The sequence below is a fragment of the bacterium genome (assembly GCA_013360195.1).
Lineage (GTDB): Bacteria > Electryoneota > RPQS01 > RPQS01 > RPQS01 > JABWCQ01.
Genome location: JABWCQ010000005.1, coordinates 1 through 22,690, shown reverse-complemented (window position 1 = coordinate 22,690; position 22,690 = coordinate 1). Strand labels below are relative to the sequence as shown.

Below are 22,690 nucleotides of genomic sequence, written 5' to 3'. Positions count from 1 at the left end.
TGTCACAACTCCCCGAGTTTCAACCACTCCATACTTTGTACCACAGGTAATTGCAGCGCGCGCTCCCGGTCCAAATCCAGGTCACTCACATGAACACCCTGCGGTGACTGCACCCACTTGTAGATGGACGCGACGAACATTCGCGCGAATTTCTTGACCCATTCCTTGAGTTGACCCGGTTGATAAGCCGGGTCAAGCTTTCTAAGCTCCTCATCGGAAAATCGCCGCGACAGCTCCGCGTAAGTTTCCGGAAGCGTGAGCTTCTGACCTGCGAAAAGCTCAAAACATGCGTCCAGCACAGGATACGGCATCAAATCCCGCTCGTCCTCCTGATTCTCCGCAAGCTCCGCCGATGGCCGTAATTTGAGCAAGTTCTCAAGGCTCTGAAGCTTCAATGCCGACTGGTAATGGGAGATCAGCGCCGTCACCACCGTCTTCGGCACATTCGCTATCGGTGCATAGCCGCCCGACAAATCCCCGCCGATCGTCGTGTAACCCACCGACTTCTCTGACATATTGCCCGCTTGCAGCCACAACCCCCGTGACTGATTCGACCAATTCCACATTCGTTGAGCGCGTATTCTTGCCTGAATATTCTGCTCCGTAAGTGGTGAAAGTGTGCTCACGCCCGACATTCGCCTGGCCGCCGCGCGCTCTGTCTCCACCGCATCTTCAATTGAATCCTCAACAAACCGCACACCCAAGTCACGCGCAAGCTCTCTTGCCGCGTTCTTCGTTTCCATGCTGTTGTAACGGGTCGGCAGCGAAAACGCACACACGAACTCGTCCGGTCGCTTCCCCAGTTTTTTCGCTGCGTCACATGCAAGCAGCAGCACCAAGGCCGAGTCCTTCCCTCCGGAGAGCGCGATTCCAAGCTTCTCGAATGCTCCTGTCTTGGCAAAATAGTCCGCGATTCCCGTTGTCAGAGCATGCACCAGCTCACTGAAGAATTCCGCGGATTTCTGACCCTTGCATTCGGCCTGCGGTGACAAATCAAACACGACTCTATTCTCAATCCACCGCTCACTCTCCAACACCAGCGCGCCGTCCACCGCGACCAGACTCGAACCGTCAAACACCAGACTGTCATTCCCGCCGAACTGATTTACATAGACAAGCGGGATTCCCGCAGCCTTCGAACGCGCGCACAGTAGCTCCCGCCGCGCTTCAACAATTCCCAGTCTCCACGGTGAAGCAGAAAGATTTATCGAAAGCTGCGCTCCCCGCTCAATGCGTGACATCAACGGCCCGCTCTCGACCCACAAATCCTCGCAAATCTCCAGCGCCAGCCTGCCGTGCGGTGTGTCAAACAAAATATCGCCGAATGGAACACCGCGATACTCCGACTCTTGACCCCGCTCGCCGGCCGTAAACGTCCGGGCTTCATAGAATATCACATACGTGGGTAACTCCTGCTTCGGCACAATCCCCAGTATCTTTCCCTGTCTGAGCAGGGCCGCGCAGTTATAAACTCTCTCATCATGTCCTACGGCAAGACCCACCGCGATATACATCAAAGTGTCCTTGAACTCTGCCGCGATACGCTCCAGTGCAGTCCATTGCTGCTCCACAAACGATGGCCATAGCACCAAATCCTCTGTCGGATATCCCGCTATGCACATCTCGCTGAACACGGCAATGTCACAGCCTTGCAGCGCAAATTCACGCGCCGCCGCGATGACCTTAGTCGTGTTCGACTCAATCGCTCCAACCGTTGGATTCAGATTCGCCAATCCCAACAGCACTCGTTTGCTCGCTTTCTATTGTATGACGGGCAAGCCCGTCGGTCCCGCCTGACCGCGTCCGCGCAACTCCGCCGACCACCGCTCGATGCGTATTGCCGCCTGTTCAAGCGGCTGAAGATATTCTGTCAGCATCCACTCCGGCAACTCATTATGCTCATGTAATCGCGCCTCCGGAACACGCTCCAATGCCGCAATTACCGTACTGTGTGCGATCCGGTAGTGCGCCTGCGACCGCTTTGTGTCTGAACTCACTTGATAGGGAGTGGCAAGCAGCTCATCCGCGTCCGCGCCATGATACAGTAGCTCAAGCGCGCGCACCATCCGCTCCGCGCGCCGTGCCAATTCGCCGTACAACTCAAGAGCGCTCTCGCTTCCTTCCGCAAGCGGCCATGTCAGCCTGTCCGCAGGCATGTCCTTCACAGGAAGCAGCGTCCGCTCAAAGAAAACTCCCGCCGCCGTCAAATACTCTTCACGGCTCATTGTGGCTTTCTCGCGATGACATGCAGCTCGCCCACTCGCAAATCCCGTTCGCTTCTATGTCTGAAATCTTCGTGAAGCAATCCCTTGTCCATTTCCGGCAGACTTGTTTCAATCACCTCTTCAAACTGCACCACGTCCAGCCCTGAATCTCTGAACAGCCGCTCCCAGTCCGATGCCAGCAGTCGGTTCGTGAAGGACATCGGATTTCCCGCCCACTTCATCCACTCCGATTCGCTGAAACGCAGGAAATGATTGTAGGGAAGTCCCGGCTGATAGTAGGCGAAGTGGTCCTTCAAATCTATCACGTGCGTCGTCACACCGCCCGGCTTCAGCACTCTGTGAATCTGCTTCAGTGTTTCAATCACGTCCGCGACATAAATGTGTTCAAACACCGCCGTCGAGTACACGACATCGCACGTACCCGTTTCTATCTCGCCGTACTCTCGTGAAATCGGAGCGATATATTCAATTCCCGCCCATCCGCAGAACTCCTCCCCGGATATCCTTGAGCCTTCATCTATCTTGCGTCTTAAGCTCTCTTCATCCAGCGAAAACGAGGTGCAAAGTTCCCCGGCAAGCTGCGGAAACAGCTTCACACATGCTTCGATCTGTTTCGTCTGCAAATGTCTGAAAGCATCCACCGTCACCACGCGGCCAAAACCTGTCAACCGTGCCAGAAAGGCCACGTTCACATCCCAGCCTGTGCCAATCTCAAGAAATGTCTTCTCTCCCGAAATCTCAAAACCGTGCCGCCGCAATGCTGCCATATGGCGAAGATAGTTCGGCGCGTGCTTGCGCAACAGCTCCGCCTCGGCTGAATGGCCTGCGCGCAGTTTGGACACCGCCGCATTCAGATAGATTCCCCCCGGCAAAGCCCAGAGAGCTTTCTGCGTCAGTGCCTTCACCTTCCAGTTTTGGACGTATCGCTTCACGGTCTCATAATGTACAAAAAACGGCAAGGCTCGTCAACAGACGAGCCTTGCGCGGACCGCGGTGTGCTACGAAGCACACCTCATAGGCCTATTAGATAACACTGGACCACCTCCTCCCGGTTAATGAAACCGACGAGCCGCCCCGACGTCGAACGGCTGGCCCTAAGATAATATTGAACCCCCCGAAATGCAAGGCTTCTTCATCACAATCTCAAAAAAACCGGGCAATGTTAGAGCTCCGCTACAACTTTTCTGCCAGCAGCGTGATGATTTCCCGCTGTGGAATTCGGAACGACAACCGCATACGCCCGACGCCGCATCTCAGCAAACTCTTTAACCCGCAGCAAATCTCTGTGCCTGGCATGCCTGCCATAGCCTGCTTCATCCTTCTAACTTTCTTGCCTTTCGCCGACTCCATGCCTCTCCAGATTTCAGCTCCGAATCGTAAGTTCAATGCCAATTGCGTTCAATTTGCTTATGAACAAATGTTTACAAAAAAGTAACTTTTTAGTAACAAAGAGTTGACAAAATATTCCATATGGCTTATATTATGCACATATAATTCACGAAGGCCGTCTCGCGGCAAACCAGGCAACAGAAAAGCGCCCTCAACTTCAGTCAAGAGCGCTTCCGGATATTGACAGTTGTCCGATCGGCTAAAACTCGATAGTCAGCCCAACGCGATGGCCTTCGCCCAACTCCTCCCTATATGGAAGAAAGGCATAATCGACTCTGAACCGGTTGTAATTCACTCCCGCACCGAATGAGAGGCCCTGAGTCTCCAAGCCTTCTACATAGCCCAGTCGAACGGCAAGATACTCCGGGGCCTGATACTCGATTCCGGCGGCATAGCGCGGAGTCTGTTCATTTACTGCAGCGCCTTCCGCGGTCAACAGCACTCCGCCGGCATTGCCGAGTTCCTGTTCCCATGCTCCGCCCAGCCGCATCGTCGTCGGCAACGTCACGTCTTCCGTCATGTACTGATTGACATTCCCAAGATGATTGACCGCCGCACCAAGTGTGAGCTGCTCGACAGGTGTGCTCCACAATAGTCCGCCGTCTGCAGACCAGCCTTCCGCACTCTCAAAATGGATCTTTGAATGCAGATAGCGCGCGGTGACGCCCGCGCACAGGTCATTCGTCAGCTTGAAACCTGATGAGATTCCCACTGCGGAAAATGTCGCCTCAAACGTGCTGATAGGTTCCCGGGTCGGTGCTGTGCGGTACTCAATATCCGGTATCGCCGTGCCCCAAAAATGCGGAGTGAAGGCCACTTTGCCTGACTTGATATTCAAACCAAAATACGAAGCCCGCGTGTCTCCGAAATGCCGCGTCGTCAAGGCCGAAAAACTTGCATGCTGAAGCCTTGACAATGCCGCTGGATTGTGCGCCGCCGATGTCGGACCTGTAACAAGCGCAACACCTGCTCCGCCCAGCGCGCTCTCGCGTGCGCCAACGGGAATCTCCAAAAATGTGAAACCCGTCTGAGCAAACGTCAGCGAACTCAACAGCATGACTGCAATGATTATTTTCATCAGAACTCGACTCCCCAGCTTACTGCCACGGCATCATCCGGTGCCACGCTCTCGAGTGTGTACGTGAAGTCCACCTTCGAAAGCACTTTCCAAAACTCAAACCCAAGCCCGACGCCAAAATTCAAATTGTCGTGGTCAAGCCCTATTCGGCCTGCCACCCATTGTTTGTCTGTAATCGGAGTCTTTGCTTCCGCTCCGACGTGCAATTTCGTTTCACCCTCTTCGCTGCCTTCAATATCAAGCGCGCCCAACAGCCATTTATAGTCATAGGCTGCGCCGACTCGATACTGCAGCGGCCATTCGTCCGCCTTGCTCGTCCCCTGACTCCAGTAATTCGACGTATTCCACGTCGTCTTCGTGTTCAGGTCCTTCAATTGCGCTCCGACTGACAAATGCTCAATCGGCTTGGCATACACACCCGCGTCGAGACCGAAACCGTCGCCGTTCACCGGAGTGTCGTCATCCGCAATCTTGCCGAATGTCTCATACACTACTTTGGCCGCGATGCCCGCTCCGATTTTCGGCGAAAACTGAACACCGAAGCCAAACTGGAACACGTTCGAGGACATGTCAATCATTTCCAAAGGCCGTCCGTCAAAATCGCGCGAATCGATGTCATTCACCGCCGCGTGCAGCCAGCCGACCGCCACTCCCGCGTTCACGACCTTTCCCTCTGTCGTCGGATGCAGAGGAGTCGAGAAGGCTAAATAGTCCACTCTGCGGTCGAGGGCCATGCTCCGGCTGGATGCGTTGAACTCGGAATTCTCTTGAAACGAGAGCGCGCCCGGATTGAAATAGAGCGCGGACGGTCCCTGCGCGACTCCAGTGAACGCATTGCCCATCGCCTGCGCGCGCACGCCCGAACCGACACGCGTGAATGCTCCGCCGAATCCGCCGTTCGTTCCGGCAATCAGAGCGGAGGAGAGGAGGAGCAAGCTCAGCAATAGATATTTCATTTTAGGTTTTCCCTTCGCTCAGTCTAAAATGATAAGCTTGCCCCAAACGTCGCCGCCGGGTTTTTCAACTTTGTAAAAGTAGGTGCCGTTCGCCACGTCCAAACCGTCCTTCTTGCCGTTCCACGTCAGATAATCCTCACCTGGATTCACCGTCTGCGGCGGCAGCGAGACGACTTCGCTCATCGCGAAATCATACACCGTCAATTTTGCCGGTCCGCCCGATGAATTGACGCGAATGCGCACTGCATTGTAACGGCTCGGTGAAAACGGATTCGGGTAGGCGTACGTATCGGCATCACGCGCGCCGCCGGTTAACGGCTCCGCGGTCTGCAGCACGTGCCAATTCGCTCCGTTGGAAGAGCTTACCGCCAGTCCATCCAAGCCTCCAAGCCAAAGCAAATTCGGAGTCTGAGTTTTCAAAGCGGAATAGACCGCATCTTCTTCAAGGCGATGTCCCGTGCGTGCGGAGTCCACAATCTGCGGAAACAAATCCCAGGTCACTCCGCCGTCCGTCGACTTCCACAAGCCGATGTCATCACACGCATAGACACCGCCGCCGTCGAAGGCGAAGCCGTGAATGCGCGGCGTTTCGCGGCGGCCAATCGCCCGCTCAATTTGATCTTCGGTCAGCGTCGCTTCCCACATCCCGCCGCCGTTTGATGTCTTGGAGACGGCGTAAAACTCATCGTTGCCTTCCGCGCGCCACGTCGCCGCCCACACGGTGTTTGTGGCAGTCTGAAAGTCCATCGCCGTCACAAAATTGCCGCTGATGCCGCTGTTGCCCGCGTGAAAACGCTGCCACGTCTGTCCCTCATCATCCGTGCGGAAAATTCCCGCGGCAGTCCCCACCCACAAATTCGTACCGTCGTAGGTGATGCTGAAGGAACGGTCTGCAAGTTCCGCACCTGTGTTGAACGGCGTGCCGTCAGGTGAAATGACCTTCCAACCGAGAGTGTCCTGATAATCCGTATAGTCGCTGTCGTAGGCGTGCCGGCGCAAGCCGCCGCCCTTGGAGACAATCCACACGTAGCTTGGCGTCATCGCAAAGGCGTACGTAATATTGTCCACATTGGTCGCGGTCGGCCAGTAGCCGAGGATTGTGTCCTGTCCGGTTTGACGATTCAATCCGAGAATCGGGTCACGCGGCTGCGGCAGCCATGTCCAGTTCGCACCGTCATTGCGCGTGTAAGCCAATCCTCCGCCCGCGCCGCTGATTCCGACACTGGTGTCGAACGCGAAGCTCGCCCAAACAATAGAGTCCGTCACCAGCAATCCGCTGACTCCGCCTTTACCCAGCCCTTGCTCGTCGCTGTAATTCAGAAATACGTAGCGCTGCGTCTCAATAGTTGAGCTCAGATCGAGCGTAAGCCGCGTCACGCCGCTGCCCGTTCCAAACCACATCCGGTTTGGATTGCTGGTCGGCAGGATATCAATAATCACATTCGAGCCCAACCGCGGCTCTGGGTCTGCATCAAGCGAACGCGCACGGTCCGACTCAATCGAAATCGAGAACGGTGAGTATTGCGCGAACGCGTTGATGGCGAGAAGCAATATGATTAGTAAAGGCATGTGGCCTCCATTAAGGAATTACTGCGGAGGAAGCAATCTGACAATCTTGTGCAGTTGGCGCGCGGTGGCCATGTCACTGTCTACACACGGTTCCGGGTGAGCGCAGACCCCACCGTACATCTGTACTATGATGTTATGTTCCTGTGCCAGACTATCCGCCGAAATCAACGTGAACGTCGTAAACACATGGTCATTTGCAACCGCATCCGCACCGATTCCGCAGTCATTCATCGGCGGCGAATTGCCGTTTTCCACATGCCAGTGATCACCAATCGCTATCCCGTAGTAAGACATGGAAACTCTATCCGGTACTCGGTGCCAACACAGCTCGGCATGCGCATGAACCCAAAGTGTCTCCGGCACGCTGAATTGCCGAATCTGCAGCGTATCGACTATTGAATCCGCATTCATATCAACAAGCGGAAAGTCATAGAACGAGTGCAGATTAAAACGAAAATTACGGCCTATCTCTCCTGTCACGCCGATGGCAAGGGAAGACTCAGCCAGATTTTCCCACGGCAAAGTGTCGGGAGAAACGACGATGTGCCAAATGGTATCTCCGCTTATGGGCTGAAAGTGACCCATCGAACCGTACACATTTCCTACAGGACCCCAGTATCCTAAATATACGGATCGGATAAAATCGAAAGAGTCGCGCGCCAATTCAACTTGAATGACAGTAAGATTTTCACACGGTGGAAGCAATTCCTGTGAAAAGTGAATGCTTTCAAGTTCAAACCACGGCTGCCATGTTATTGCCGTGTGAAACAGCTCGTTGATTTCGACTTCACCCGAATTTGCATAAAACCCGAATGAAATCTCCGCACCGCTGTAGTTCGGTGTGAATTCCGAAGCCCGTATGGAACGCGAATATATTCCGTCGTCTGCGACAGAATCACCGGTGACGGGCAGTTCGCATGGCGAATGGTCCCAGTGCTCGAGCAAGCTCCCATCGTCCAGAAGCAGGAAGCTGTCAATTTTGCTTCCCAAGTCGTCGCGCACCACGCACACGATTGTGTCAATCGAAGAAACGGCCGGAACTAGCTTTACGGAGAAATCCACGCCTGTCGTTTCATACGGCTGCGGATCGTACATACTCTCAATAAATGACAGTCTCGTTGGAGCTTCCAGCAATACAATCTGAACCGGTTCTTCATTCTTGTCTTCTTTGCAGCCATAGAAAACTATGGCGGATAGAAGTATTCCCAAAGTCCATCTCATGGCCAAACCTCCTCGGCAGGCCGATTGAGTTATTTGAAACTTGCGATACCTAATTCGAGAGTATTTCCGTTACCGCTGCTCAGCGTGCCGGACTGAATGATGCGCGTGCTGTCAATCAACGCGACCGACGTGTCACCGGACGAGCACTCGATGGAGTAATATTTGAAAAAGTATATGTTATTCAAATTAGTTGTGCTGTGGCTGACAACCAAATATGACGAGGCCAGTCCGTCACCGCGAGTCACATCCGGCGGTACACCGTCATCCCGGAGAAAGAAGCTCGGATCGGTTCCCCAATTCAGCGTGTCGTCTCGGCTTACTTCAAAAAAAACTGACTGCGTCCAAGCCGTGCCTGCCATCTCGCAATCGTTGTTGCGAATGAAAAATTGCAGCGTGTCTGAATCACCTGGAGTGACAGGACGATAGAGCGTGTCGGCCAATTGCGGATTGGAAAGCACAGGCAAACCGTTCGTGAACGAGAGCCCGCTTGATTCACGCGAACAACTCAGACCAAACCGGTTGTAAGCTTCAAAGCGCAAACGATAACTCGTTCCCGTTGGTGTGCATTGGAAATCTGAGGGTGAAATCTCCATTGACCAAACATTTTCATTACCGCGCGCCAAGTCCGCTTCCCACCACAACGTATCGCCCGAAAGCCATTGAATGCGCACCGTGTCGAGCGGCACTTCAGGGTCTTCACTCATATCAACAGAAATCACGGCAGGCTCAAAACACTGCGCAAACTCTGTGGGGTGCTCGACAGAGTTAAACAGACAAGCGATGGGCGAGCGCACGTCCAACTCCATGGTGGTGGTTTGCATCGTTACGTCCGCCCGCGCGGCGCGGAACGTGAAGCGGTAGGTTCCCTCTTCACCCGCGCACAAAAGATTACTCCAGATTGCGCGCGTGTACGTGCCGTTGTTGGGGACGATGTCGCCTGACGTAGTTCCCGCATAGTCTGGCCAGGTCAGGTTCAAACTGCCGCCGTCATCATACATCCGGAACGGCGCGTTTTCCGAGCCGTCGGGACGCTGCACAACACAATACACTGAATCCAAGCCGTCGAAATTCTCGACGCGCACGCTGAAAACGTACAGCGAGTCAGAATTGCACAACAGAAACGTCGGCGTTGAAGCAGGAGTGATGGATCCGGCAAGGGCAGGCGGCTTGGGGTCGTCCTCATCACAACTGATGAAAATCAACGACGCAAGCAGCGCAAGTAAAACGACTCTCCACATTGTTAAACCTCCTGTCTGCCGAAATGAGCCAACCACAGTCCGTGCCGCAGACCACGTTCGGAAACTTTGCCTGCGGAAATTTGCAGCACATCGAAAAGTTCGCGCAGGAGCAGCGTCCCTGCCAAAATAAATTTTCCGCGACCGGGCGGCATCGCAGGCAAGGCCTGCAATTCATCGGGATGCCGCCCCGCAAAGCGGCCTATCATGGAATCAATATCTTCAAGTGTCAATTCGACGCCGCTGATTTTTTCGGGCTGATAGCGCGTCAAACCGAGTTTCAACATCGCCAGAGTAACGGGAGTGCCGCCGACCAGAATCCACGGCACATTGCTGTGATACTCCGGTGAGAACAGGTTGCCCTGAATCATGCGCACTTCATGCCGCAAGCGCGCTATCTCGTCCGGCTGCGCGGTCTCGCCAATGGTGAAAAAGCGCTTCGTCATATTCACCGCGCCGACCTCCAGACTGACACTCTGACCGGGCACGTTGCCTTGACCGCTGATAACTTCAGTCGAGCCGCCGCCCAAGTCAATCACATTTACCCGCTCGTGCGGAAGCAGCTCGAGCGCGGACACCGCACCCGTGTAGGTTAACGTCGCCTCCTGAGAGCCTGAGAGAATTTTCAAGTCAATGCCGACGATGTCCTTCACTGCGCGCTGAAATTCATCGCGGTTGCGGGCCGTGCGCATCACCGCCGTCGAGCAGGCCACGATGTCGGCGGCACCTTTGCTCCGGAATTCGCGCACCAGCTCGTTCAGCAAATCCACATTCAGAGCAATCGCGTCGGCGGGCAACGTGCCGTCCTCCCGCAGCGCTTCGCCAAGATGATTCGGAGTCAGCGAGTCCTTGATGGTGCGCAGAGTTTCGCCGTCGCCTTCGGCAAGCAGCGCAAGCGTCGTGTTGGTGCCGATGTCTATGGCCGCGGCGCGTATCATTCGAATTTCTCCGTCCGCAATACCTCAAGCACCGTGCGTCCCACTTCGCCCATGCTGAAGGGCGAGCATTTATCCGGAGTGTCTTCCATCGTGTGCCAATACTTGTAGTCAAAATCTATGATATCAACCACTGGAATGCCTTTTTCGAGAAACGGAAAATGATCGTCCATCACCGACTGACCGGGTTCGCGCACGAACGACATGGCCTTCACGCGCTCTGCCGCTGCGTATACTTTTTCAATGATGGGACGTGCGTGCATATAGGAATTCAATTCGTAGGGCAGGCGCAAGTCCTTCTCGGAACACAAATCGAGCAAAATGCCGTAACGGGGCACGGGAATCGGCTGCGTGCGCGCGAAGTGGCGTGAGCCGATGATGTAGTCTTCGTTCACTCCTTCGCGGCCGTAATCCTCACCGTCGAAGAAGACAAAGTCAACGCCGAAGGGCACGGGTTTCAAGGACAATTGACGCGCGATTTCGAGTAGAATGGCAATCTGACCCGCGCCGTCATTCGCCGCCGGAATTCCCTTGTTATGATTCTTCGGATCCGGATCGCGGTCGGCCATCGGGCGCGAATCCCAGTGTCCGCACAGCATCACTCGATCCTTCGCCTCGCGATTGATTTGTCCGACGATGTTATACAGATTCAGCTTGGTCGCCCGGTCGGCGCTGTTATACGTGAACGGTTGCACCCATGCCGTGTCACACCAGAAACTCAGCTCGCGGCGTAGAAATTCGCGGCATGAATCGGCTTCCGGCGAATTCGGAACACGCGGACCAAACGCCACTTGAGCTTTCAGCAGCATGAACGCCCGGTCTTGATCAAATGCGAATGCCGCCGATGCTGTCAACATGAAAATCAGTATAAACTTGTGCATTATCCGCGAATTGCTATCTGAACGTTAATTCCGAATTCGAACAGTCTGGAACCTTTGTCGGTCATCTTGTTCTTGGCCTGTGAATACTTGATGCGCGCGCCGCCGTTCACCGTGCTCGAGAAATTATAATTCATGTTCGGTTCGACCGACCATGAGATTTCGTCGGCTCGCTGCGACCAGCTGTTCAACCCCGTCTGAGTCTCTTCGCGTTTCGACGTCGAATAGGCCACAGTCACACCGAACGTCGTCGAGTTTTCCAGCCGCATCGCACCGAACCACAGTATCGGCAGCCGGAAGCCCGTGCGCATCGTGTAGCTGAGCGTCGCGTTGGCGTCGCGCGTGGACGTGCGGGACTTGTTGTTTGTCGCCACGGCTTCGGAATACGTGCTGCCCGAATTGATGCGAATCTGCGAATCTATCGCGTTCAGCCAGGAGATATTCACTCCGATCAGCGGACTGAACTGGCGCGTATAATCCCGCTGGGCGATGTTGCTGCGATTGTTGTTCCACGTCTCCTTGAATCGGCTCGACATGCCGCTCGTTACCGACATCGTGCGCGCCGCGCGCGAAATGAACGGGAAGCGCTCCAATCCGCTCCAGTCTACCGTCACATCCGCAAACGGCAAATCCGTCGTCAGGCCGTTGTCATCCGCCATCCAGAAAAATGTCTGGTCGTAGTCACCGCGGCTCGTCGCACCTTCGGTTGCCGTCTCGCGATAGCTCCAGACAAAAGTCGAACGAATGTCCCGCGAGAAACGGATTCCCGAGCGCGCTGAGTAATCATTCGTTTCTGTCTTCGTCGTTTGACCCGTGAGTGTGAATCCGCTCGAATCCGCCGGCGACTGCAACGCACGTCGTCCCGGCTCTGTCGTGAAACCTAGCCGGTAACTCAGGTCGCCTTGACCGTAAACGACCGGATGCGACGATGAACGTCCCTGGTCATAGGAGAGCTGCACCGGGTCGAGCACAAGCAGCGCCTTCTTGACGGGATACAGCGATTTTGCAAGCAGCTTCAGAGGCGAAAATCCGGGGCCGCGCTCAATCTCCTGAGCAAGTGTATCCGCCTGCGTGGAATCGGGAGTTACCGGATTGCGCGGACGTGTCGCCGGTGTGCGTATGTTGCCCGTCCCTCGTTGACGGCCGTCGCGTCCGCCCCCGCCACCTCCGATGATACTCCGCAAGTCCAGCGTTAAATCCGTGCCGATGTTGTTGCTGTTGCTGAGCTGTTGCTGGTCAATCAAATTGGGATTGAATTGCTGCGAACCGCCGCGATTGTTGCGCTGCCAGCTATAGGTGGAGCCGTAGGTCACCGTCGGTGAGAGCCAGTTCGACAATTGCGGCGAGTAGCTGTTTGACCAGTTCCAGGATTCCGAATTCAAGTCCTTGCGGTGGAGATTCAATATGTCCTTCCACGGACGGGCCCGCGCCGCTGACGAATCGTACGCCGTATCCGCGTCGGTGTTGAAGTAGACATTCTCAATCTGAGTCCAGCCGAAATTCTGTGTCAGCGATGTCTGCATCGTCTCCGTGATATCCCAGCCAAGATTGCCGGACGCGGTGGCGCGAAAATCCGGCGATGTGGTCTTCTGTCCCGCTCGAGTCTCGCGGCTCGCCTGTGTGCGGCCGGCACCGAACGCGCCCGTCAGTTGCTTCGGCTTGTAAAAAATGTGCGGGTTGCCAAGCTCGGACAGCAGTGGCACTCCGGCCAAGAACCAGAGCGGCGCGATTCCGCGTCCGCGAGCCGTTGGAAATGCGTAACCCGCTCGAGCGTTGGTCGTCTTGGACGTCTGCGACTTCGTCTGATAGTCGCTGTTGCGCGTATCCGAATAGTCCCACGAGGCCGTCAGCCGTTCCGCCGTCCAGCGCACAAGAGGATTGCGCGAATTGCCCGACTTCGAGTAACTTGCCGTGATGGTCGTGGATTTCTGATTGGCGATGACGTCGGGGTCGGGATTGTCCTGATTCACACGAGCGTCCGTGCGCGGTACATACTTGGGGATCGCTTCGCTGCTTGAGTGATTGATGGAAACAGGCAAATTGAAGCCGCTGCCTTCCAAACCGAACTTCTGAAGATTGAACGACAGCGAGCCGCGCACCGTTTCGGTCGTGTTCTGGTCACCCGTACGCGTGTTGATGTTGTGAAAGTCCGCGTCGCGATAAGTGAATGACCCCGTGGCGGTAATCAGGTCGGCAATACGTAATGTCGAGGAGAGTTCGCCCGCCGAGCCCGGGTCCTTGTAGATGTCCGAGACTCGCAGTTCGTCCACCCATATCTCGTCGTTGGTCGCATTCGCATAGGGCTTCAGCGCGCGCACACCCAGTGCGATAAAGCCGACATTCTGCAAGGACGGCAGGCCGTTGATGACCAAACTGTCCTGCGGAAAACGAATTGTATCGAGCGGAACGGCAAAGCGGCCGCTGCGCGCCGCGAGCAGCGAATCGTAGCCGGGACGCTCGGGGTCTTCGCGCCATGCTCGTAAAATTGAAAGGTCATTCAGCGCGACGTCGATGTGGTTGCGCGAATCCCAGCCCTTGTAAACCGTCTTGATGATGTCGTAGTAATTTGCGTCCGTGTTCGCATACGATGCGCCGAGCCGCAGCACAAGCTGATAGCGTCCGTCTTCAAACAGAGCTTCGTCCACACCTCCGCCATGAATGAACATCTTGATTCGCTTGTACTCTATCATGTTGATATACTGATAGAGGTTTTTTGCCACGAAAAACTCGGACGGCACCGCGGGGTCGGGATTGTTCAGCGTGTCTATCGGACCGAGCAGCTCTTCAATCTTAAGCACAAGGCTCTGCTCGCGCTGACGCAGATTCGTAATCGGGTCAATCTCGCCCTGCACACCGGGAGGGCTGTTATAGCCGGGGGTTTCGTGATTGTTGATGACCGCGACGGAGATATATTCGATGGAATCGGCGTTCACATATTCGGGCAGCCACTCGTTCGTCACGATGTCGTTCTGGACTATCTGAATGCGCGTCGAATCCTCCATGCCGGTCAGATACATGCGCGCGAAGCGCACGTTTGTCAGCGTGGGATTGCCGACGGTGCGCCGGACATGCGGGTCGTCCGAGTCAATGGGAATCCGGAACAACCGCCAGCGATTGGTGTTGGTCTGACCGCCGACGATGTAGGGATTATTGTAGTTCAGTTCGATATTGAAGCTGAAATATTCATTGGCCTGGTCGAGCGACTGGTTGTTGTTCAGGTCCTCGCTATTGGGAATATTGGATGACTCGTCGCCGCGCAAGCTGTTCTCATCACCATTGATGAAATTGTAGTCGTTCGAGCCGATAGCGTAATTCCAGTCGTCCCACGACGGCACCGGCGGCCGCGTCGGACCGTTCCAATAAGCGGAGTCCGCCGGGTCGGAAGCGCGAATACCGTCAATTCCGGTGTCTTCATCCTGACTGAGCACACCGTTGCCGTACTCACTGCGCGGTGAAGTGACAATCTGTCCGGGTTCGGGTTTGTCTTCGGTGTTCATCGAGTCGTTGGGCAGCGCGTCTTCGGATATCGAGCCTAAATCAACGACCAATCGTCCCTGCGCCCGGGCCTCAGGCGGAAGCTGAATCCAGAATTCGAGAAACTGCGCGCGTGACTGGTCTTCATAGCCCGCGCCGAGATAGCGCATGGCCCCGCCCCAGCTCGTCAATTTCTCCTGATCCGTTTCACCGACAGGCACATACTCCAGCACAAGCGACTGCAAGCGGTCGGCCACCTGTGAGTTGATTTCACGCTCGGGGAAAACGTCCTGTACGCGCACCTGCTCTTCGGGACGCGGATTCCACCAGCGGAAGCGGCCGCGCAGCGAATCTATGTCGGGGTCCACCGGAATGGATGAAATCGTCCAATTCTTGCGCAGCATGCCAAGCGGTACGCTGCGACGCGACGCTTCAAAATCGTCAATGAACGCAACGCCGTTGTTGTCGCCTGTCGCCGCGTTCGTCAGTGAGTTCGGATTCGGATAGACCTTCGCGACTTCGCCGTCAATGATGAACTCGGAGCCGGCATTCGTGCGCACAAGCGGCAGACGGTCGGCTATCGCGGTCAGGAAGTTCGGACGGAACTTCAACTGCGTGTCCATGTCATAGAGCGTGTTGCGGATCGGTTCGTTGCCGATACGGACACGCTTGTCGAGAGACTTCTCGTTCAAATGCAAGACCATACCGCCGACATAGGAGTCCTGCCACAACTCGTATTCCGCTCGCGCACCCAGCAGCGTCTTCTTATCAAGCTGAAAGACCTGTCCGGATTCAAACGTGATTTCCAAATCCGCGCCGGGAGCCTTGGCGGCTTCGTTCAGAATTTTGAGCTGTCCTGAGAGATAGTCAATCGTGTAATCGCTGCCGCGCACAAGGCGGTTGCCGTTCAAGGTGACTTCTTCAGAACCTTCGAGCACCAGCGGGCCGAGGTCGTAATTGGCCGTTGAACCCTTGAATTCAGTTTCAAACTTCCAAATCCGGTCGCCGCTTTGAACCTGCGAATAGATGCGCGAATACAGTGTCGTATCCACAAACGGCGAGCCGGGATTGTTTGCCTGCAACTCGGGAAGACCGTTCACAATCATGCTGCCTGAGGCGACGTCGAAATAACCGGACGGGTCGAACGGTGTCAAGTCGAGAAAGTGCAGCTCACCGTACTGCGAATTGAGAATGGCGGGGATGTCGTCCACCAATCCGTCGGGAGCTCCTGCGCCGTTGGGACCGGTGTCATCAAAATCGAAAAACGTCAAGTAGGATTCCGTTCCCCCCGGAGGACCTTCTTCCTGCTGACCGGTGCCTGCGGCATCGCGAATTATTTTCAGCTTGAAGTTCTCGCGGTCAAGCTCCGTGGTTTGCACCGAATAGACGTGACGGAACATCAGGTCCCATGTCAAGCTTGATGGGTCGACGAAGTCACCGGGTTTCAGAAGTATCAACCGCACGCCTTCCGGACCAGGAGTCATCTGTCCGAATTCGTGTCCCTGTGCGGTCACAAAGGCACAGGCGAGCGCCTTCGTCGGCTGAACCGGAGTGCGCAATCGAATATAGCCGAGACTCGGTTCGAAGTAATAATCATTGCCGGGCACGAGCCGCCGCCAACTGCCGACCTGCTCGTTCAGTCCGGAGTCAATCGAGTCTTCGGGCAAATAGAGGCGTGAGATATTCTGAAGTGCAACCGCGAAACCGCGAGTGGTTTGGGTTCCTTGCACGCCGCCGTCATCCTGAATCCAGACTTCGATTTCACGAAGCGAAATCTGCGCGTTGACGTGCTGACGATTCAGATAGTAGCGGTAATTGTCGCGATAGTTACTGCAGCGCAATGTGTCACCGTTAATCACGGTGTCCATCGTCGTGTTGGTCACCCAGAAATAGGTGTTCTGCAGAAAGTCGTTTTCCGTCCATGTGGCACGGCGCGCGCTTTCGTTGGGGCGCTGCTTATTTTTCTGACCGCGCTCGAGCGAGGCAATACCCGTGAGCTTCAGCGCGCCGACCTTCGCTTCCGTTTTCAGTCCGAACAGACCCTTGTTCTGTCCCGAGAAGGTGGCCAAGTTCGTTCCCAAACTTAGACTCACGTTTCCGGCCTCGACCTTCTGAATAATCTCGTCCTTGTCGCCCGTATAGGTGAGCTTCAGCGAATTCTCAAAGTCGAAGAGCCGCTCCGAGTCCTGATTGACATCCACCTGCACCTTTTCACCGATTTTACCGGCGATGGTGAAGCGCTGCGTCATGTCAATATTGAAGTCGTTGTTCTTGTCGCGCTGATTGGCGGCCTGAATTTCGTCGAACTTCTGCTGCCGGAATTTGCCGTCAATCGTGATGGTTCCCTGCACCCGCAAGCCGATATTGTCACCGCCGAAGATTCTGCGGAATGTCTTCGACTTGATTTTGAAGGGCACGTCAATGGCGATGCCCTCGCCCGACCGCTCTTGTGCCGCCGATTTGAATCCCGCGACGGTCGCGTCCTTGAAGGCTTTGCGGGTTTCAAAGCTTAGACGATAGTTCTTGTAAGCATCGTAATTGAGCAGCAGCGGTGTGACAATATCGGTTTGACCGACTGTCAGCGACAGCCGTGCCGACGTGAAGAGTGAGTCGAACTCGACTCTTTCCGTGCGCGCACTGGTTGTCGTCGAAATCAATGCCTGTGAACCGAACACGCTGATACCCCGCTTCGGCTCATCAAAGAGCGAGTAGGCGGAGGTCTGCGTCTTCAGCAAAAACGAAAAGCCCACCTCGGCACGTGCAGTCAGGCTGCACGCGAAGAAGCAGGCTACGAATAGAAATAGGACTCCCTTCGGGGTCTTCAAGCTCCGTCCAATGAATGAATCTTTATGGAGTACCGGGTCTTTTCGTGAAGGATCAGTTTATTCCTGCCGAAATGTGATTCCGGCCCCGGGTATTTGTGCCTTGCGGCGACCAAATCTTACTAAACAAGTGTCGCTCGGACACCTCCATAACTGATTGAAGACCCAAAGATTACTCAACTTATCAAAAAGCGGACAGAGTTGCAAGAGGAATGGGGGGACAAATCCATTCGAATCAGCTTTTTTTGCCCCAAACCCAGACCCCATCTCTAGTATTATCGGCTTTATTGACCCTGCACTAAATTACCATGATGCTCTTGACAAACTTAACAGCGTTTAGTATCATTAAGCAAGCACAAATTTGAAACCCTGTAAACAAGAAGCAATGTTCCCAACTCTCATCAATTATCAAACTGTGGACCGCTCCCGCGCGTTCGGAAAGAACGTCACGGATCTGCCGGTATCCTCCTCCGATGGGAGATTGTGTCGCCCTTAAACCTTGTTTAAGTTAAGCATAATCAAGCCCATCGCCTAAAAACCGATGGGCTTTTCAGTTTAGAACGACCATGTTTTCCGTTATTGAAGCTACACTCAAAAGACCGCTTAAGAGGCTGACTTCCGACCACGGACCAGCCAAAGAGTACCACACACCTCCTCCGGGTCTGGAAAAGGAGTTGTACCGTCGCGTTGTGGATATGGGGCTTCCATCCATGGCGAGCTTTCTCCTGCTCAATTTGTATGAGGCCGTGAACATTTTCTGGCTGGCGAAAATCGGAGCGTCACCCGTAGCGGCAGTGACTGTGTTTGCCGCATTTTCATGGGTAATGACCTTCCCGAATCATATTATCGGGTCCGGGAGTGTCGCAGTCATCAGCCGCAGATACGGGCAGGGAGGAGGCACTCCTACCGCCGAGGCCATTCGGGCGACATTTCTGCTTAAGTTCTTTACTGGCAGTTTTTTAGGTATTATCGGAGTGGCTATTTTGCCCTTCGCTTTGACTCTTTACGGAACCGAACCTGATGTGGCGAAGCTGGCTTTCCACTACGGTATCTTGAACTCGCTCACTTTCGGATTTGCCATGACGAGCTTCTCAGTCTATACGGCATTCAGAGGCATTGGCAGACCGCAGGCAGGCATGTGGATTTCGGTGGCCGGGGTCGCGCTCAATATGATTCTCGATCCGCTGCTGATTTTCGGCATCGGGCCATTCCCGCGGCTGGAAATTGTCGGTGCTTCTATTGCCAATTCGGTCGGGTTCATCACGGTGGTCGTTCTTGGAGTGTGGATGCTGGGGAGGCATGACTCTCCGGTGCCCGTGAAATGGAGCTTCCGCAATTTGCCAAAATCGGAAATGAAACAGATTTGGAGAATCGGTTTTCCGAGCGGTTTCAGCGCGCTTAGTTTTGCTCTGATGAACTCAACCGTCGTCGGGTTGTTCGCGCATTTTGGAACACTCGTTGTTGCGCTGTTCGGAATGGCGCAGAGGATTTTGCGCTTCGGACATATGATAAATGTGGGTTTCGGCTTGGGAACCGGAGCACTCGTCGGCCAGTATCTGGGTGCGCGGGAAAAGGAGAATGCGTGGCACACGGCACGGATTTCCATCCGGCTGGTGATGATTTGCATGTTCTCATTTGTGCTGCTCATCTGGTTGTTCAGCGAGCCGCTGGTCAAGATGTTCTTCAGCGAACCGGAGTCGCTCGAGCAAGGCAAGTGGTTTCTGAGAATCCTTGTGCTCTCGCTGCCGTTCCGCGCGGCTTTGGAAATGATGACCAATGCGTACAACGGTGCCGGACGAAATCTGCCGCCGATGATTTTCGGTATTTTCTTGGATTGGGGTTTGATTGTGCTGTCTATGCTCGTGTTGGGAAAATGGCTCGGCTGGGGACCGTACGGCATGCTTGCGGGGTATGCGTTCGGCAATTTGCTGGGCAGCGCAATCTTCTTCCTCTTCTTTCGACGGGGACACTGGCTGGTGGAGGAGGACCTTTAGCAATGCGACGGCAAAAGAACTCCTGACATCATTTCACCGAATGCGGGCTGTCTTGCCCGCCGGACTCTGTTTTGTCGCGCACGCTTCCTTCACGGAAGTTGCGCAATTACTCTTCAACTCTTGACTCTCAACATATGTTACCCATAATTCCCTCGCAACGTCTCGCTCCGATTGCGTCTTTGCCGCCTGAGGTGGCCGAAGTCGCAACCGTACCGCGGGAACAGAGCCGCGCCATTATGAAGGAGGTGGTTGCCTACGGCATTCCCTCCATGGGCGGCTTCATGGTTGCGTCGTTCAATGAAATGGTGGACCTCTTCTGGCTGGCAAAAATCGGCACACAGCCTGTGGCCGCGGTCACGGTGTTCTACACTATCTATTGGATGATGATGACCTTTAATATCATTACCGGTGTGGGCTCAAACGCCATCATCGCCCGCCGGTTCGGAGAAGGCGCGACTGAAGATTCCGAAAATGCGATTCGCTCGGCGTTCACGATGAAGATGGTCGTCGGCACGCTGCTCGGACTGTTGACGTGGTTTCTGATGCCTGTGTTCATGCCATGGATGGGACTGGAACCGGCGGTGGAAGCCATGTGCTATGAATACGGCGTGTGGCTGCTCGTTGCCGCAGGAGTAGTCGGCTGCTCATACTCTGTCTATTCGGCGTTTCGCTGTATCGGCATGCCGCGCATGGCGTGGTGGATGCAATTGCTTGGTGCAGGAACGAATATTGTGCTCGACCCATTTCTGATTCTCGGATGGGGACCTTTTCCTGCAATGGGGCTCAGAGGGGCTGCGATTGCGACCGTGTTTTCCTATTCACTGGTCGTCGTTATCGGTCTGCTGGTGTTGGCGAGCAAGCACTCACCCATTCGTGTGCGCTGGTTTCACTCGCCGTGGCCGGGCTGGAAAGACTTCTCGATGATTTGGAACATCGGCTGGCCCGTGGGTATAAACATCCTGAGCTTTTCTCTGGCGATGACCATCGGTGTCAGACTTGTGGCACACTTTGGCACGGACGTCGTGGCAATTTTCGGAGCCGCGCACCGCGTGCTGCACTTCGGTGTAATGTCCATGGTCGGATTTACACTCGGGACGTCGGCGCTGCTTGCCCAATATCTCGGCGCGAAAGAGCTTGTGAAGTCATGGATAGCCGGAGTGCATTCGATTCGCATGGCGGGTTACGTTATGCTGGCGTATGCGCTGTTCGTGTTCATCTTCGCCGAGTGGATTATCACCGCATTTTTCGATATCCAATCGGCGACCGACCTTGGCGTCGCTCTGCTGCGCATCATGGCTGTGTCCATTCCGTTTGCGGGAATTCACATCGGTGCGGAAACCGTGTTTGAAGGGGCCGGTCACAACCGTCCGATGATGCTGCTAAGTATCGCCCACGCGTGGCTGCTGATGGTTCCTTTCATGTATGTCTTCGGTATTACCCTGACTTGGGGTCCGGTCGGCATGATTTGGGGAGCCACGATTGCTCACTCACTGGGCGGAATCATCGCCGTGTGGCTGTTTTACAAAGGGTCGTGGTTGCGTGTGACCGTGTAATTCGGGTCACATACGCTGTGCCTCCTGCATAATAGTGCGCGGGTGATTTCGGTCATGTGCAATCATGCAGAATAGATACAGGACATATTGAACGCTGCGTGACATAGACACACTGCGCCGACGATTTCAACTTGAGACTTTGGGCTGGATTGTGCAAATTGTTACAGATGAGTGAAGTCCGGCCCTGAGCCGGGGGAGTAACGCCGGGGAAAAGCTGATTCACTCACCAGAAATTCCCGGCCATGGATACTTTCTCTTCCAATTGTGTCCCGAGCGCGCCGCCGGCTTGCCAACCTCGTTCAAGCATCTCTGATTCGCCGGTTCGCACGACCATAACGTCATCCTGACGACCACCTTATCTACGCCACCGCATTGCGCGGTGGCGTTTGCTTTTATTCTGCAGCACTATTTTTGATACTCCAAGGAACGACCATGAAAGCAATACGTATGACTGCTTGGTTTTTCTGTGTGATTATTGCCCTCTTGGCAGGCAACACCGCACTTCTCTCAGATGTGAACTCAACAAGCAAGCTCTCATCGGTCAATTCCGATATCGTGCTTCCAGCCGATGAATCGCCGCAATGGACACCGCCGCGAATTGAGACTCTGGGCGAGAGTGATGTGATTATGCGTGACGCGCTGACTGGCGAAACTCGACAAGGGACATTGAGAGAGCTCTTTCCGCAAGCCTTCAACGAACGCGGAGAGTTCGTGCCGTTTGGCGGAGGAAGAGGCGACGAACGAGAAGCGCTCGACGAGTTTACCGTCGGACAAATTATTGAGAACCCGTCCACCTTTCCGTGGCGGGTAAACTGCAAACTATACATTTCTGCAAATGGCGGCACGGGACAGGGTTCCGGTATCCTGATAGATGCGAACCATGTCCTGACCGCCGGACACTGTGTTTACAACATTGACACTGACGAATGGGTGGATATGATTGAAGTGATTCCGGCCTTTGACGAGTGGGACAGGCCGTACGGAACAGCTTTTTCGGCAGGTTTGTTTACCTGGACGGGCTGGGCGGTCAATCACGACTGGAATTGGGACCTCGCTGTCATCGAACTCGATCGTCCTGTTGGCGCAATCACGGGCTGGTTTCCTTACAATTACAACAATACCGACAATTGGTTTTTCACCAACACCTTTCACAGTCTCGGTTATCCGGGCGGGCCGCCGTTCGATGGAATTCGCTTGAACTATCGTTACGGACCATTTGACTCGTGCAATACAAACATTCTATATGAATATGACACGACGTCCTACGGCGGCATGAGCGGAGGTGGGGTGTACTATCGCGATATCGAGAACAATTGGCGAACAGTGTATGCTGTTGCATCGCACGGGTGGGGCGGGTACGG

General features: G+C 54.8%; 15 protein-coding genes. 3 read left to right on the top strand and 12 right to left on the bottom strand.

What is annotated here, in order from left to right:
* Window positions 1-2: 2 nt before the first annotated feature.
* The 12 genes from nadE to sprA form a co-directional block, all read right to left on the bottom strand.
* Window positions 3-1,745: an NAD(+) synthase gene (nadE, locus tag HUU59_05235; GenBank protein ID NUO18832.1), complete on the bottom strand. Its 1,743-nt coding sequence runs from the start codon at window positions 1,743-1,745 to the stop codon at window positions 3-5.
* A 15-nt stretch (window positions 1,746-1,760) separates the two neighbouring features.
* Window positions 1,761-2,225 (bottom strand): hypothetical protein, encoded by a 465-nt coding sequence (locus HUU59_05230; GenBank protein ID NUO18831.1) that lies wholly within the window; start codon window positions 2,223-2,225, stop codon window positions 1,761-1,763.
* Entirely contained in the window at window positions 2,222-3,157 is a 936-nt protein-coding gene (locus HUU59_05225; GenBank protein NUO18830.1) for a methyltransferase domain-containing protein, read from the bottom strand. Before HUU59_05225 ends, HUU59_05230 begins: the two co-directional genes overlap by 4 nt.
* A 241-nt stretch (window positions 3,158-3,398) precedes the next feature.
* Window positions 3,399-3,617: a hypothetical protein gene (locus HUU59_05220; GenBank protein NUO18829.1), complete on the bottom strand. Its 219-nt coding sequence runs from the start codon at window positions 3,615-3,617 to the stop codon at window positions 3,399-3,401.
* 196 nt (window positions 3,618-3,813) lie between these two features.
* Window positions 3,814-4,692 carry a PorV/PorQ family protein gene (locus tag HUU59_05215; protein NUO18828.1) on the bottom strand — a complete coding sequence of 293 codons (879 nt, stop codon included), beginning with the start codon at window positions 4,690-4,692 and terminating at the stop codon, window positions 3,814-3,816.
* Complete coding sequence (locus tag HUU59_05210) at window positions 4,692-5,648, bottom strand: hypothetical protein (GenBank protein NUO18827.1); 957 nt, start codon at window positions 5,646-5,648, stop codon at window positions 4,692-4,694. The genes HUU59_05215 and HUU59_05210 overlap by 1 nt, the downstream gene beginning before the upstream one ends.
* Window positions 5,649-5,666: 18 nt before the next feature.
* Entirely contained in the window at window positions 5,667-7,217 is a 1,551-nt protein-coding gene (locus tag HUU59_05205; protein ID NUO18826.1) for a hypothetical protein, read from the bottom strand.
* Between the two features lie 18 nt (window positions 7,218-7,235).
* On the bottom strand, window positions 7,236-8,438 hold the full coding sequence (locus HUU59_05200; GenBank protein NUO18825.1) for a hypothetical protein: 1,203 nt from the start codon (window positions 8,436-8,438) through the stop codon (window positions 7,236-7,238).
* 29 nt (window positions 8,439-8,467) lie between these two features.
* Window positions 8,468-9,676 carry a hypothetical protein gene (locus HUU59_05195; GenBank protein NUO18824.1) on the bottom strand — a complete coding sequence of 403 codons (1,209 nt, stop codon included), beginning with the start codon at window positions 9,674-9,676 and terminating at the stop codon, window positions 8,468-8,470.
* 2 nt (window positions 9,677-9,678) lie between these two features.
* Window positions 9,679-10,611 (bottom strand): hypothetical protein, encoded by a 933-nt coding sequence (locus HUU59_05190; protein NUO18823.1) that lies wholly within the window; start codon window positions 10,609-10,611, stop codon window positions 9,679-9,681.
* Window positions 10,608-11,489, bottom strand: coding sequence for a M28 family peptidase (locus tag HUU59_05185; protein ID NUO18822.1), 882 nt, complete (start codon window positions 11,487-11,489; stop codon window positions 10,608-10,610). Before HUU59_05185 ends, HUU59_05190 begins: the two co-directional genes overlap by 4 nt.
* Window positions 11,489-17,785: a cell surface protein SprA gene (sprA, locus tag HUU59_05180; protein NUO18821.1), complete on the bottom strand. Its 6,297-nt coding sequence runs from the start codon at window positions 17,783-17,785 to the stop codon at window positions 11,489-11,491. Before sprA ends, HUU59_05185 begins: the two co-directional genes overlap by 1 nt.
* 563 nt (window positions 17,786-18,348) lie before the next feature.
* Here sprA and HUU59_05175 point away from each other — a divergent pair.
* The 3 genes from HUU59_05175 to HUU59_05165 form a co-directional block, all read left to right on the top strand.
* Window positions 18,349-19,776: an MATE family efflux transporter gene (locus HUU59_05175; protein NUO18820.1), complete on the top strand. Its 1,428-nt coding sequence runs from the start codon at window positions 18,349-18,351 to the stop codon at window positions 19,774-19,776.
* A gap of 134 nt (window positions 19,777-19,910) precedes the next feature.
* The gene (locus HUU59_05170) at window positions 19,911-21,329 is read left to right on the top strand and encodes an MATE family efflux transporter (protein NUO18819.1); all 1,419 of its coding nucleotides are present in this window, start codon (window positions 19,911-19,913) and stop codon (window positions 21,327-21,329) included.
* Between the two features lie 432 nt (window positions 21,330-21,761).
* A partial coding sequence (locus HUU59_05165) for a trypsin-like peptidase domain-containing protein (protein NUO18818.1) occupies window positions 21,762-22,690 on the top strand: 929 nt, incomplete at its 3' end.